The organism is Variovorax sp. RTB1 (genome assembly GCF_035018765.1).
GTDB lineage: Bacteria > Pseudomonadota > Gammaproteobacteria > Burkholderiales > Burkholderiaceae_C > Variovorax.
Genome location: NZ_JASJXG010000013.1, coordinates 1 through 14,305, shown reverse-complemented (window position 1 = coordinate 14,305; position 14,305 = coordinate 1). Strand labels below are relative to the sequence as shown.

Annotated in this window: 12 protein-coding genes; 3 read left to right on the top strand and 9 right to left on the bottom strand. The window is 65.5% G+C overall.

From position 1 onward, the window contains the following. Nucleotides 1-7: 7 nt before the first annotated feature. The 3 genes from QN397_RS10680 to QN397_RS10670 are packed head-to-tail and all read right to left on the bottom strand — an operon-like array spanning nt 8 to nt 3,402. Nucleotides 8-847, bottom strand: coding sequence for an ABC transporter permease (locus QN397_RS10680; RefSeq protein WP_323497682.1), 840 nt, complete (start codon nt 845-847; stop codon nt 8-10). A 31-nt stretch (nt 848-878) separates the two neighbouring features. Beyond that, on the bottom strand, nt 879-1,820 hold the full coding sequence (locus QN397_RS10675) for an ABC transporter permease (protein ID WP_187052867.1): 942 nt from the start codon (nt 1,818-1,820) through the stop codon (nt 879-881). A gap of 10 nt (nt 1,821-1,830) precedes the next feature. Beyond that, nucleotides 1,831-3,402 (bottom strand): ABC transporter substrate-binding protein, encoded by a 1,572-nt coding sequence (locus tag QN397_RS10670; RefSeq protein ID WP_323497683.1) that lies wholly within the window; start codon nt 3,400-3,402, stop codon nt 1,831-1,833. A gap of 162 nt (nt 3,403-3,564) precedes the next feature. Between QN397_RS10670 and QN397_RS10665 the strand changes: the two genes are divergently transcribed. After that, a complete protein-coding gene (locus QN397_RS10665; RefSeq protein ID WP_187052869.1) occupies nt 3,565-3,954 on the top strand; it encodes a RidA family protein in 390 nt (129 codons plus the stop codon). 60 nt (nt 3,955-4,014) lie between these two features. Here QN397_RS10665 and lolD read toward each other — a convergent pair whose 3' ends face one another. Both lolD and QN397_RS10655 read right to left on the bottom strand, forming a co-directional pair. Beyond that, a complete protein-coding gene (gene lolD / locus QN397_RS10660) occupies nt 4,015-4,707 on the bottom strand; it encodes a lipoprotein-releasing ABC transporter ATP-binding protein LolD (protein ID WP_323497684.1) in 693 nt (230 codons plus the stop codon). Next, nucleotides 4,700-5,956, bottom strand: a complete 1,257-nt coding sequence (locus tag QN397_RS10655) for a lipoprotein-releasing ABC transporter permease subunit (RefSeq protein WP_323497685.1) — start codon at nt 5,954-5,956, stop codon at nt 4,700-4,702. Before QN397_RS10655 ends, lolD begins: the two co-directional genes overlap by 8 nt. A 35-nt stretch (nt 5,957-5,991) precedes the next feature. On the opposite strand from QN397_RS10655, the gene QN397_RS10650 reads away from it, so the two are divergent. Both QN397_RS10650 and recJ read left to right on the top strand, forming a co-directional pair. Continuing rightward, on the top strand, nt 5,992-6,981 hold the full coding sequence (locus tag QN397_RS10650; RefSeq protein ID WP_323497686.1) for a hypothetical protein: 990 nt from the start codon (nt 5,992-5,994) through the stop codon (nt 6,979-6,981). Next, nucleotides 6,978-8,699 carry a single-stranded-DNA-specific exonuclease RecJ gene (recJ, locus tag QN397_RS10645; protein ID WP_323497687.1) on the top strand — a complete coding sequence of 574 codons (1,722 nt, stop codon included), beginning with the start codon at nt 6,978-6,980 and terminating at the stop codon, nt 8,697-8,699. Before QN397_RS10650 ends, recJ begins: the two co-directional genes overlap by 4 nt. Here the strand turns inward: recJ and QN397_RS10640 are convergent. From QN397_RS10640 to QN397_RS10625, 4 genes are all read right to left on the bottom strand, one after another. Then, the gene (locus QN397_RS10640; RefSeq protein WP_323497688.1) at nt 8,696-9,583 is read right to left on the bottom strand and encodes an NAD(P)-dependent oxidoreductase; all 888 of its coding nucleotides are present in this window, start codon (nt 9,581-9,583) and stop codon (nt 8,696-8,698) included. The two genes, recJ and QN397_RS10640, sit on opposite strands and share 4 nt — an antisense overlap. Before the next feature lie 37 nt (nt 9,584-9,620). Continuing rightward, a complete protein-coding gene (locus QN397_RS10635; RefSeq protein ID WP_323500855.1) occupies nt 9,621-10,304 on the bottom strand; it encodes a hypothetical protein in 684 nt (227 codons plus the stop codon). 175 nt (nt 10,305-10,479) lie between these two features. Continuing rightward, nucleotides 10,480-11,478: a response regulator transcription factor gene (locus tag QN397_RS10630; protein WP_323497696.1), complete on the bottom strand. Its 999-nt coding sequence runs from the start codon at nt 11,476-11,478 to the stop codon at nt 10,480-10,482. 44 nt (nt 11,479-11,522) lie between these two features. Then, the coding region (locus tag QN397_RS10625; RefSeq protein WP_323500854.1) for an ATP-binding protein at nt 11,523-14,305 on the bottom strand (2,783 nt) is incomplete at its 5' end.

Below are 14,305 nucleotides of genomic sequence, written 5' to 3'. Positions count from 1 at the left end.
TTTCCATTCATGCCGCCTTCTTCAGCTTTGGATCCAACAGATCACGCACACCATCACCAAGCAGCTGCAAAGACAGCGCAGTGAAGATGATCGCCAGCCCCGGAAACAGCACGACCCAGAACGCGCGGTCGGCATATTGCTGGCTCCCCGCGACCATCGTTCCCCAGGTCGGGATGTCGGGGGGTACGCCGACGCCGAGGAACGACAGGCCGGCTTCCGCGAGGATGGCGTACGCGAAGATGAACGACACCTGCACGAGGATCGGCGACATCAGGTTGGGCAGGATGTGGCGCCACAGGATGCGCGAGGTTCGCACGCCGAGTGCACGCACGGCTTCGACGAACAACAACTCGCGAACCACCAACGTCGATGCACGCACGACCCGCGCGACGCGTGGCGTGTAGACCAGCACCAGCGCCAGCACCACGTTGCTTAACGAAGCGCCCAAGATGGCGACCAGCGCGATGGCGAGCAGGATGTCGGGGAACGACATCATGGCGTCGACGACTCGCATGATCGGTGCATCGAGCCGACGGAAAAAGCCGGCGACGAGCCCCAGCGCGGTGCCGAAGACAACCGAGCCAAAAGCCGTCAGTGCCGCGATGGTGAGCGAGTAACGCGCACCATGAACGATGCGCGCGTACATGTCGCGACCCAGTTCGTCGGTGCCCATCAGGTGCTCCGCGCTCGGTGGCTTCAGGCGGTCCAGCACGGCGGTGTCGTTGGGGTCGAACGACGCGAACCATGGCGCGCCGATCGCCATGACGGCGATCACCAGCAGAACCAGTGCGGAGATCATCACCGTGCGGCGATGCATCAGCTGGCGGAGTGTTCTCGGGAGCTGCATGACTGTGCGTTCCGTGTGTCGGCTTGCGCGCTCAGAGTTTGACGCGCGGATCGACTGCGACGTACAACAGATCGATCGAGAAATTGATGAGCACGTAGATCGCAGCGATCACCAGCAGCGCGCCCTGGATCACCGGGTAGTCGCGCCGCAGCACCGCATTGACGACCAGGCTGCCCACGCCCGGCAGGCCGAACACGGTCTCGGTCACGACGGCGCCGCCGATCATCAAGGCAGCGGTCAGGCCGAGTACGGTGACGATCGGCACCAAGGCATTGCGCAGCGCGTGCTTCAACACGACAGTGCTTTCCGACAGGCCTTTGGAGCGCGCCGTTCGCACGTAGTCTTCACCCAGCACATCGAGCATCGATGCCCGCGTGAAGCGGATGATGAGCGCCGAGTTGAGCAGGCCCAGCACGGCCGCGGGGAGGATCAGTGAATGCAGCCGTTCGAGCAGCGGCGCACCGGGCGCGCCATAGCCCGACACCGGAAACCAGCCGAACGACACCGCGAAGATCTGGATCAGCACGATGCCGAGCCAGAAGCTCGGAATGCTCGCGCCCAGCATCGCGATGCCGGTGAAGAACTGGTCGATCCAGCGCCCGCGAAACACCGCCGAGACGATGCCGCACGGCAAGCCGATCAGCGCCGCGATGGCGACTGCCATCAACGACAACAGCGTGGTCGGTTCGGCCCGCTCCCACAGTGCCTGCGTCACCGGCCGCTGCAGGAAAATCGACTGGCCGAGGTTGCCTTGCAGCACCTCGCGCAGCCAGTAGCCGAACTGCACGGGCAGCGGCTTGTCCAGGCCGTATTCCTTTTGCACGCGGGCGATGTCGGCGGCGGTGGCCTGGTCGCCGAGCAGCACCGACACCGGGTCGCCGGAGGCGGCGCGCGTCAGGATGAACACCAGCACCGCCACGATGGCGAGCACGATCAACATGCCCGCGAGGCGTGAAGCGAGGTAGCGGTACATCGCAAGACGCTCACTTGATCTTCGCATTCCAGAAGAACGGCCAGGTCGCGGGCTGGTAGTTGTCGAGCGCCGGGCTCCTGGCCGACAGGCCATTGAACTTGCCAACGTTCACGTACGGCACTTCGTCGTAGACGACCTGCTGGACCTTGCCCCACAGCGCACCGCGCTTGGCAGGATCGCTCTCGACGTTGAAGGCCTGCAGCGCGGCCTTTTTGGCGGGCGTGTCCCACCAGCCGGGCGCGCCGTCACCCAACTGCGGCGGCGACAGCATCGGCTCGGGAAACTGGCCCGAATGCGTCACATAGATGTCCCACAACTTCGGATCGTTGCGGCGCTGCACGAGCGTTGCCCAATCGACGATGTTGAGTTCGACCTTGAAGCCGGCCTTCTTCAACTGCTCGGCCATCAGCAAGGCCATGTTGTAGTGAAAGTCGTACTGGCGGCTGGCCATCAGGCGAATCGGCTCGCCTTTGTAGCCAGCCTTGACCGCTGCTTCTTTGGCTTTCGGGCCATTGCGCTGGTTGTACAGCTCGGTGCCGCTGGTCGAGTAGAAGGGCGAGCCCTTCGGGAAGTGATTGCCCTCTGCAATGAAGAAGCGCGTATCGCCGAAGCCAGCGGCCAGCATCTCGCCCTCGCCCATGCCGGTTTGCACAGCCTGGCGCATCGCCTGGTTGGCCAGTACGCCTTCCTTGGTGTTGAAAACCAGGTACGGGAAGCCGAACGATGGCGTGAGGATGGGTACGGTTTTGCCGCCCGACTTTTCAAGCCGCGTCAGTGCCTCGACCGGCAGCAGATCGGCGAAGTCGTATTGAGCCGCCAGCGCGCCTTCGACCCGCGTGCTCGCGTTGGGTACGGGCACGAAGCGCAGCTCTTCGATGAGCGCCTCGCGCTTGCCGCCATAGCCGTTGGCCGGCTCTTTGCGCGCGCTGTATTTGTCGAAGCGCGTCAGGATGACGAAGCGGTCGGGCTGACGCTCCTTGAACTTGTACGGACCGGTGCCGACGAAGTCTTTCAGCGGCTGCGCGATCGACTCCTTGGCCATGATGGCGGCCATGCCGCTCGGCAATGCGAGCTGCGACACCAGCGGCGCATACGGCGCTTTCAACACGATGTCGACGCCGAGCGCGCCCTTGGCCTTGAGGCTCTCGATCTGCGCGCCCACTGCCTTGCCGCGTGGCGACTGCTCGATCCAGCGCTGCAGGCTGGCGACCACGTCGTCGGCGTTCAGTTCGCGGCCGTTGTGCAGCATCACGCCCTTGCGCAAAGTGATCGAGTAGCTCTTGCCGTCGGCCGAGATTTTGGGCATCGACTCGGCGAGCATCGGCACCACGTTCCACTTGGCGTCGAAGGTGTAGAGCGGCTCGAACACGTGCTGCATGATGGTCGCGACCAGGTCGGCGGTCGATGCCATCGGGTCGAGCGTTTGCGGCTCGGCCACCATCGCCAGCGTGGCGTAGTTGCGCGGCGCTTGCGCCAGTGCTGCGGGCGCTCCCACAGTCACTGCGACGGCCAGCGCCGCCAGCAAGGCGCCCCTGCCGATCGCATGTTTCAGGACAGATTTGGCTAGGTTGGTGGCTCGCATTGAAACTCCTTCGCTTCAGGATTTGTGAAATTTACTTTCGCACTAGCTCGACTTTGAAGCATCAAACGTGCCAAATCACTCGGGAAAACCCTCTATGTTGGACCTTTTACTGAAATAGAATTTCAAAACTAAACCACAGCGGCCCGTCCGCAGGAGTCTTTCATGCCCCTCGAATACCTCGGTGGATCGCCCACCGCCTCCGACCGCCAGGTCCGCCCTTTCTCCCCGGCTGTGCGCGCGGGCGACTTCATCTATGTGTCGGGCCAGGTGCCCGCCGACAGCAACGGCGAGATCGTGGTCGGCGGCATCGAAGCGCAAACGCGGCAGGTCATGGAAAACCTGAAGTCGGTGCTCGCGCTGGCCGGCGCGACGCTCGACGACGTCTGCAAAAGCACGGTTTGGCTGCAGGACGCGCGCGATTTCGGTGCCTTCAACCGTATCTACATGGGCTACTTCAGTGCGGAAGGCCGGCCGGCCCGTTCGACCACGGAAGCACGGCTCATGGTCGACGCGAAGGTCGAGATCGACGTGGTGGCTTACAAGCCGAAGTAAAAGCCAGTGAGAAAGCGAAATAGCGGCATCGAGCCGCTGCCGTCACGCAGACTGGCTGCGTCAGTCGGCCAGACGGCCAGCCACGAGGCGCAACACGCGGTCGCAGCGCGTTGCCAGCGTCTCGTCGTGGGTGACCATGACAAAGGCCGTGCCGTGCAGCCGCGCCAGTTCGAGCATGAGCGCGAAGACGCCGTCGGCGGTCGCGCGATCGAGGTTGCCGGTCGGTTCGTCGGCCAGCACGCAGGCCGGCTGCGTGACCAGCGCGCGCGCGATCGCCACGCGCTGACGCTCGCCGCCCGACAACTCGGCCGGGCGATGCTGCAGCCGCTCGGCGAGTCCGACACTGGTGAGCATCGCGGTCGCGGCGCGCGCGGCTTCGGCCGGATCGGCGCGCCGGATCTTGAGCGGCATCGCAACGTTGTCGAGCGCGCTGAATTCCGGCAGCAGGTGATGGAACTGGTAGACGAAGCCGAGGTGCAGATTGCGCATGCGACCCTGCTCCGCCGCATCGACCGTGGCGATGTTCTTGCCAAGCAGTTCGACGCTGCCCGCCGTCGGCGCGTCGAGGCCGCCCATCAGGTGCAGCAGGGTGCTCTTGCCCGAGCCCGACGCACCGACGATGGCCAACGTTTCGCCGGCGCGCACGTCGAGGTCGACGCCGTGCAGCACTGTCAGGTCGAGCCGGCCTTCGTGGAAACGCTTGGTAAGGCCGCGTGCCTTGAGGACCACCTTCGACGATGCAACTTCACTCATAGCGCAGCGCCTCGGCGGGGTTCACGCGGCTGGCGCGCCAGCTCGGATACAGCGTCGCTGCGAAGGAGAGCACCAGCGAAATGATGGCGATCGGCATGATGTCGCTCTGCTGCGGATCGCTCGGCATCTTGCTGATCAGGTAGATGTCTTGCGGCAGAAAGCTGGTGTGCAGTGCGTGCTCGATGGCCGGCACGATCACGTCGATGTTGTAAGCCACGCCCAGCCCCAGCACGAGGCCGAGCACGGTCCCGATGACGCCGACCATCGCACCCTGCACCACGAAAATTGCCATGATGCTTTTCGGGCTGGCGCCCAGTGTTCGCAAGATGGCGATGTCGGCGCGCTTGTCGGTCACTGTCATCACCAGAGTCGACACCAGGTTGAAGGCCGCGACCGCGACGATCAGCGTCAGGATGATGAACATCATGCGTTTCTCGACCTGCACCGCAGCAAACCACGTCTTGTTCTGGCGCGTCCAGTCCTTGATCAAAAACGAACCCGGCAACGTGGCGGCAAGCTCATCGGCCACCTCGCGCGCCTGGTGCAGGTCTTTCAGCTTGATGCGCAGGCCGCTCGGGCCGTCGAGGCGAAACACGCGCTGCGCGTCTTCTTCATGGATCATCGCCAGCGCCGAGTCGTATTCGTAATGACCCGAATCGAATGTGCCGACCACTGTGAACTGTTTCAGCCTGGGCACGACGCCGGCCGGCGTGACCTGGCCGCCCGGTGCGATCAGCGTGACCTGGTCGCCATCGCGCACGTAGAGCGAGCGCGCGAGTTCGATGCCGAGCACCACGCCGAACTGGCCAGGCACCAGCTTGTCGAGCGCGCCTTTTTGCGCGGTCATCGAGATGTCGGTAACTTGCGGCTCGAGCTTGGGATCGATGCCACGAATCAGCGTGCCTTTCATGTCCTCACCGCGCGCGATGAGCGCTTGCGAGGCGATGAACGGTGCCACGCCGATCACTTCCGGGTTCTTGCGCGCAGCAGCGGCGATGGCGTCGATGTCTGCCAGCGCTTGCCCGTCGCGCGAAGTGATCTCGATGTGCGAGATCACGCCAAGCATGCGGTCGGTCACTTCTTTCTGGAAGCCGTTCATTACGCTGAGCACGATGATCAGGGCGGCCACGCCGAGCGCGATGCCGAGCATCGACACGCCGGAAATGAAGGAGATGAAGCCGTTGCGCCGCGTCGCCCGGCCTGCGCGCGTATAGCGCCAGCCAAGTTGCAGTTCATAGGGGATGGGCATAGGCCGGCGATTGTGGCATCCCGGACAATAGGCCCATGGTTGCCACCGCCTCTCCAGCTTCTTCCGCCGCGCCCCGCCATTGGCTCATTCCCTATGCCGGACGCAACTCGCCCGCCTGCATCGCCGCGCTCACCGGCTTGCGCCTGCCTAACCTCGAAGCTTTGCTAGCCCGCGCGACGCTCGCCGACGACGACACACAGGCAGACACCACCCGCTCGCCGCCGCACGAACGCGCGCTGGCACAAGCGCTCGGCCTGGCGTCTGAAGATGGCTGCATCCCTTGGGCCGCCCTTGAAGCACGCCGCAGCAAGGTCGCAGAGGCGGACGACGCCGAAGCCTGGGGCTGGGCCACGCTCTGTCACTGGCAGGTCGGCATCGACGACGTGGTGCTGGGCGATCCGGCCGCCATCGAGATCGACGCGGCCGAATCCGACGCGTTGCTGAAAGCAGCGCAACCGTTCTTCGAAGAAGACGGCATTGCATTGCGCGGGTCGGCCGTGCCGGGCCGCTGGCTCGCGCGCGGCGCAGTGTTCCAAGGCATCGCGACGGCATCGATCGACCGCGCCATCGGCTGGCCGATCTCGCAGTGGTCGCCGCTGTCGGACCATGCAAGGTCGCTGCGCCGCCTGCAAAACGAAATGCAGATGCTGCTCTACACCCAGCGCGTGAACGACGATCGTGCAGCCCGCGGCGTACCGCCGATCAATTCGTTCTGGCTCAGTGGTACCGGGGCCTTGCCGCCAAACCTGCTGCCGTTCGATGTCGATGCGCCGGACGTGATCGGCACCTTGCGGCCCGCCGCGCTGCGTGACGACGGCGCCGCCTGGGCCGACGCCTGGCGCGCGCTCGATGCCGGCCCGATCGCCGAAGCGCTGGCCGCTGCAACCCGCGGCGACGATGTGACGCTGACGCTGTGCGGCGATCTTGCAGCCAAGCGCTTCACGACGCACAAACGCACCTTCGGGCGTTGGCTCAAGGGCCTGTTCGAGCGGCCTTCCGCGACCACCTTGCTGGCGACGCTGTGAAGATCGTCGCCCGGGTCATCCCGCCTCGCAGCGCCTGGGTGCTCGAACAAGCCGGCGTGCATCCGCTGCTCGCGCGCTTGTATGCGGCCCGCGGCGTGCTCGGCAAGGACGAACTCGACGACGGTCTCGCGCGCCTGCTGCCGCCCGACACCTTGCGTGGCACGCGCGAAGCAGCCGTGTTGCTGGCCGATGCCATCGCCGCCGATCAACGCCTGTGCATCGTCGCCGACTACGACTGCGATGGCGCGACCGCCTGCGCAGTCGCCGTGCGCGGTCTGCGCCTGCTCGGCGCGAAGAACGTGAGCTATCTCGTACCGGACCGCGTGATCGACGGCTATGGCCTGACGCCGCCCATCGCCGAGCGCGTGGCCGACCGTGGCGCCGATTTGCTCATTACCGTCGACAACGGCATCGCCAGTGTCGACGGCGTTGCGGCAGCGCAGGCGCGCGGCCTCAAGGTGCTCGTTACCGACCATCACCTGCCCGGCCCGCAGCTGCCATCGGCCGAAGTGCTGGTCAACCCGAACCAGCCCGGCTGCGACTTCGAAAGCAAGAGCATCGCCGGCGTCGGCGTCATGTTCTATGTGCTGCTGGCCTTGCGTTCCGAGCTGCGCACGCGCGGCGTCTTCACGCTGGCGAATCAGCCGAAACTCGACGTGTTACTGCCCCTGGTCGCGCTCGGCACCGTGGCCGACGTGGTCAGGCTCGATGCCAACAACCGCCGCCTGGTGGCACAGGGGTTGCGCCGCATCCGTGCCGGCTCGATGCAGGCCGGAATCGCGGCGCTGTTCAAGGCGTCCGGTCGCAACGCACCCACGGCCACCACCTTCGACTTCGGCTTTGCGCTCGGCCCGCGCATCAATGCAGCCGGGCGGCTCGCCGACATGACGCTCGGCATAGAGTGCTTGCTGACCGACGACGCCGCACGCGCCGACGAGCTGGCACGCACGCTCGACGGCATCAACCGCGAGCGGCGCGACATCGAGGGCGGCATGCGCGACCAGGCACTGCTGCTGGCCGAGTCGCTGTTCGATGCGAGTGGCGACAGCAGCGAGGCGCCGCCGCCGGCCATCAGCGTGTTCGATGCGGCGTTTCATGAAGGCGTGGTCGGCATCGTCGCGTCGCGTCTGAAGGACCGATTTCATCGGCCGACCTTCGTCTTCGCAGCGAGCGCAGCGCCGGGCAAGGAAGCGGAACTCAAAGGCTCGGGCCGCTCCATCCCTGGCTTCCATCTGCGCGACGCATTGGACCTTGTTGCCAAGCGGCATCCAGGCGTGCTGCTGCGCTTCGGCGGCCATGCCATGGCAGCGGGTTGCACGGTGGCCAGCGAGCACTTCGAGACTTTCTCCAAAGCCATCGCACAGGTCGCGCAAGAGTGGCTCGCCGCGTCGTCACTGGTGCGCCAGATCGACACCGACGGTCCATTGGCGCGCGAGTATTTGCGAGTCGATCTGGTCGATACGTTGCACCGCGAGGTGTGGGGCCAGGGCTTTGCGCCGCCGACTTTCAGCGAGGAGGTCGAGGTGCTGTCGCAGCGGCTCGTCGGCGAAAAGCACCTGGCGCTGAAGCTGCGCCATCAAGGGCAGCCCATCGACGGGATCTGGTTCGGTCATACCGATCCGTTGCCCGCGAAGGTGATGCTGGCGTTTCGGCTCGATGCCGACGAATGGCAGGGCGTGCGGCGGGTGCGCTTTCTGGTCGAAGGGGCCGAGGGCTAGCTTGCGCCGTCGCCTTTCTTCGCCAGCAAGCTGACCAGCTCAGGCACCAGAGCCTGCGGATCGCCCTCACGCAGCGCGCGCTCAAAGGTCTCGTGCACACCGTCCGCGATGGCGCGCGCAGCGCCGATGTCGCCCGCCATCGTCGTGTAGTAGCCCATGTCCTTGGCCGCGTTCGACATGAAGAAGCGCAGCCCCGACGGATCGCGCGACAGGATGTACGGCTTCATGCGCTCGAGGGCCAGACCGCCACCACCGCCCTTTGCCAGCACATCGACCAGCACCTCGGGCGCCACGCCCGACCGTTCGGCACACGCAGCCGCTTCGGCCAGCAGGCCGACAAAGCCGAGCGAGACGTAGTTGTGCAGCAACTTCATGCGATGGCCGGCGCCGACCGGGCCGGCGTGCGTGATGTTCTCCGCGAAGCAGGCAAGCAGCGGCTTGCATTCTTCGAACGAGGCAACATCGCCACCGACCAACAAATTGAGACGACCTTCGGCAGCTTCTTTGGGCGTGCGGGTCATCGGTGAGTCGATGAAGCGGCCGCCGGCTTCGGCCACCAGCTTTGCCAATCGCTCGGTTGAAGCAGGAAGCGCGGTGGAGCAATCGATGATCACCGCGTCTTTGCGCAAGCCCTGCAGTACCCCATCGTCGCCCATCAAGACGGCCTCGACCTGCGGCGATCCGGTGACGCACAGAATGACGATATCGACCGCCGCTGCGAGTTCGCGCGGCTTACCGTATGTGGTCACGCCCGCCGCCCTCAGCGCATCGAGCGGCTGGTTGCCAGCGTGCTCCAGGACGGCCAGCGGATAACCATGCTTCACGATGTTGCTCGCGATGCCGTGGCCCATCATGCCGATGCCGATCATTCCGATCTTCTTCATTTTTTGTCTCCAGAAATTGGGTTGGAGCGGCCCATGTTCAGGGCCGCTTGAACTCGTGATTTAACCCGACATAGAAGCCGCGCGCATGCTCGGTCCCGGTGCGCGAGGTCGTGACGTCGAGGCTGGTGAACGGCGTGAAGTTGAAACGCGCGCCGATGCGTGTGGTCCACGCGTCGAAAGCGCGGTTGCGCTCCGCGAGCAACGACACCGCCTCGTTCAATGCCCACTCGGTGCCAAGGCCTCGGCGGAAAGTACGTTCACCGGTGACGGTCGCCCAGTCGGCACCGATGTTGGCGTGGATCTGCCAATTGGGGGTCGCAACCAGCGTGAAAGGAAATACCAGCTGCCGTCCCGGCTTGCCGTGGTGGGTGCGGTCGAAAGTAGCGTTGGCCGACACGGCACCGCTGAAGCGAGCATCCGCCTCCTGGCCGAACCATGTCCACTTGACCTGTGGCCCCGCGTAGTAAGTGCCGGGTTTCGACGTGCGATCGAGATTCACGCCCAACTCGATCGGCCCGACACGGCAGGTGGGTCCGACATGCAACGCGTTGACCGGAACCGCCCCGGAACGCCCGCCCCATGTCTCGACGAGGCACTGACCGGGGTCGAGCGTGCCCGCATCGTCGACGTCCAGATGGCCGCCAGCCAACGCGCTGCCCGCGTGCAACAGGCCCAGCAGACACAGCAAAGCAGCACCGGCCAGCGCCATGCTTCGCTTCATGCTGCTCGTTGTTCCCATCGCGGGCCTCCCGGATCGACCGCGTCTTGGCGCGCAGTCGAGGCGTCATCGTGGACGCGTTCGGCAAATTCTAGGATGCCAAAACGGCAAGTCGATGACGCTGCGCACCCGCGGCGCCGTAGGCGTCAGGCTCGGATCCTTGGCTCCGCTTCTTAGCTCAAATCTCGAAGTGCGGCTGCAACTCGCGAATGCGCTTCATGGCAACGCCCGCTGCCGCTGTGCGCGTCTCGACGCCGAGCTTCACGTACACGCGCTCCAGATGCTTCTTGGCAGTGGCCGGGCTGCTGCCGAGGATCTCGCCGATGTCCTTGTTGGTCTTGCCCTTGACCACCCAATAAAGCACTTCGGCCTCGCGCGCCGTGAGCTTCAGGCTCAGGCTCATGGCCTCGATGACGGCGACGTCGGACACCTCGCGCAGGATGATCATCCATTCGGCACCGTCGTCGTCATGGCCGGTTTGCTGGTGCAGCCGCAACGTGAGGCTGCGCGCCGCGGGGCCGATCGCCAGGACAGGCGGCTCGATGCGGTCGACCGTCCCCGGCAGGTGCAGGCGCAACCAGTCGAGCACCACGGCCGGCGTCTCGGGCGCGCTGGTGCCGCAATAGCGCAGCAACAGTTCGCGCGCCAAAGCGGTCTGCCAGATGAGCCGGCCTTCGGGCAGACGCACTGTGATGCTCGCGTAGCCAAACGCATCGAGCGCGTTGCGCGCCTGGCCAGCCTGTTGCGCCGCCTGCCGCGCACGGCGTGCGCCCTGCAGATGCACGTTCATGCGCGCCAGTACTTCCTTCGGCTTGATCGGCTTGGTGACGTAGTCGACACCGCCCGCTTCGAGCGCAGCGACCAGGTGCTCCGTCTCGGTGAGGCCGGTCATGAAGACGATAGGAATGTGCGCGGTGGCCGGGTCGGCCTTGAGCCGGCGCGCGACCTCGAAGCCGTCGATGCCGGGCATCATGGCGTCGAGCAGCACGATGTCGGGCCGGGCCTGCGCAGCGCGCTGCAACGCGGCTTCGCCATTGGTCGCGACCAGCACGGTGTAGCCGGATTCGTCGAGTGCATCGTGCAGCACGGCCAGGTTGTCAGGCACGTCATCGACGATCAGCACCAGATCGGCGTTGCGGGCGAGCGGGCGTTCTGTCGCGGCTGGCACGGCTGGCACGGCTGGCACAGGAAACGTCCCCGTGTCGGATGTCGGATCGGCGCTCACTTGCAATCCATCGCTTCGAACTGGAACTGGCGCGCCAGGGCGCGTTGCGCGCTGGTCCAGGCAGCGCACTCGGGCTGCTCGGCATCGATGTCGTCGAGCTGATTCATGATGCCGCGAAAGTAACCCAACCCGACGGCTTCTTCCAAAGCGCGCAAACGTTCGGGTGCGGGGCGGACCATGGTCAGCGCTTCGAAGGCACCGGTTGCAGACGGCTTTGACGGTGTGGGTGTGGCGGTCCATTCCAAAACGAGCCGCCGCTCCAGCCAATCGAGCAACTCGCTGTGGCGCACCGGCTTCACGAAGAAGTCTTCGGGCGTGATGCCGACGTCGTTGTCGAGCCGCTTGTCGAACGCATTGGCGGACACGATGGCAATGACGGTGTGCGACAGGCCCAGCTTGCGAGCACGGCGAATCGTTTCCCAGCCATCGATACCCGGCATCGCCAGGTCGACGAACATCGCATCCGGCCGATAGCCAGCGGCCAGCAGGTCGAGCGCATCGTGGCCGCTCGCAGCCGCGCGCAACTCGAAGCCGAGCGGCGTCAGCACCTGCACGAGCAATTCGCGATCGGCCTCTTCGTTGTCGACCACTAGCAACCGGCGACGCTCGCCTTCGTAGCCACGGCGCACACGCGGCACGGGTGCCAGCAACTGCGCACGGCGCGGACGAGCCAGCGCCTCGTGCACGCGCGGCAGGAACAGTCGAACGCGGAAGATCGAGCCGACGCCCGGTGTGCTCTGCACCTGCATCTCGCCTCCCATCAGGTCGGTCAGCATCTTGGCGATGGTGAGGCCGAGGCCAGCGCCCGGCGCCGAACTGCTGCCGACGTTGCCGCCACCGCCGCCTGCTGATATAGCCGGGTTGCCACCCGAGGCCCCCCGCGAAAACGGCTCGAAAATGCGCTCGATGTCTTCGGCTGCCATGCCCGGGCCGGTGTCTTCGATCTCGATGGTCGCGAACTCGCGTGCATGCGCCAGCCGCAAAGTGACCTGCCCGGCGGCGGTGAACTTGATCGCGTTGCCGAGCAGGTTGATGAGGATCTGCCGCACCCGTTTTTCGTCGGCACGCACCACCTCGGGCAAGCCATCGGCGGGCTCGAAGACGAAGGCCAGGCCCTTCTCTTCGGCCTGCAGTTCGAACATGTCGGCCAGCTCGCGCAGCGTGTCCGCAAAGCGCATCGGCCGCGCATGCAGCGTGAGCTTGCCGGCCTCGATGTGGGCGATGTCGAGCGTGCCTTCGATCAGCGACAGCAAATGCTCGCCGCCACGCTTGATGACGGCCACCGCCTGCTGTCGGTGCGGTGGCACCGATGCGTCTTCGCCCATCAGCTGCGCATAGCCCAGGATGCTGTTGAGCGGCGTGCGCAACTCGTGGCTGATGGCGCTGATGTAGCGGCTCTTGGCCTGGTTGGCCTGGTCGGCTGCGCGCTTGGCCTGCTCCGCGATTTCGCGTGCCTCGTCGGCAGCCTGCTTGGCCGCTTGCAGGGCACGGTCGGTTTCATGGTGCAACGCGATTTCGCGCACCAGCAAGTGCGTCTGCCGGTTCGATTCTTCTTGCGCCACCTTGCGACTCTGTTGCGCCAGCACCAGCCACCAGGCGACGATGCCGGCCAGCACCAGCAGTGCCATGTAGACCTTCGAAAAGCCCGATCGCAATGCCGCCTGCGCGCCCACCGTTTCGTTGGGCGTCATGGCCTGGAGCGTGCCTTCGGCCAGCGCCCGCAGCTCCTGCGTGTAGAGCACGCCGAAGACGATCGCCAGCAGCGGCACGATGATCAGCATCAACAGCAGGAAGTGGCCGAGCCCGGTGTCGAGATAGCGCCAGCTGCGTTGGGGCAGCAGCCAGCGCAAGACGGCCGACCATTGCGCCGACAGGCCTGCCTGCGGCTTGCACAGGTCGCCGCAACGCGCATCGAGCGTGCAGCACAGGGAACAGATCGCGCCTTGGTACGCCGGGCAATGCGCCATGTCCGGCCCTTCGTACTCGCGCTCGCAAATCACGCAGCGCTGCACGGCCAGCCGCTGGCGAGTTCCGACTTCGGCGGCGACCCGCGCCCATCGCACCGACCGGGCGCCGGGGGCAGGCGCGAACAGCGCGGCACCGTTCCCGTTGGAAGTCCGTGCGATGTAGTACTTGCCGCCGGTTGCCCATGCGATGAACGGCGAGGTCACCAGCGCCGTGCCGAGCGCGATCAACGCTGAAAACGCCTGCGCCATCGGCCCGAAAAAGCCGAGGTAAGCCGTGATCGAGAGCACCGAGGCCAGCGCCATCGCACCGACGCCGACCGGGTTGATGTCCCACAGATGCGCGCGCTTGAACTCGATGCCCGGCGGCGACAGCCCGAGCGGCTTGTTAATGACCAGATCGGCGACCACCGCCATCATCCAGGCGATGGCGATGTTGGCGTAGAGCCCGAGCACATCGCCCAAAGCCTCGAACACGTTCATCTCCATCAGCATGAAAGCGATGAGCGCGTTGAACACCACCCACACCACGCGGCCCGGATGGCTGTGCGTGACCCGCGAGAAGAAGTTGCTCCAGGCCAGCGAGCCCGCATAGGCGTTGGTGACGTTGATCTTGATCTGCGAGATCACCACGAAGAGCGCCGTCGCAGCAACCGCCCAGCCGTAGTTCGGGAACACGTACTCGTAGGCCGCGAGGTACATCTGGTTCGGATCGACGGCGCGTTCGACCGGCACCATGTGCGTGATCGCCAGATAGGCCAGAAGCGCGCCACCGAGCATCTTGATCACGCCGAGAACGACCCAGCCCGGCCCAC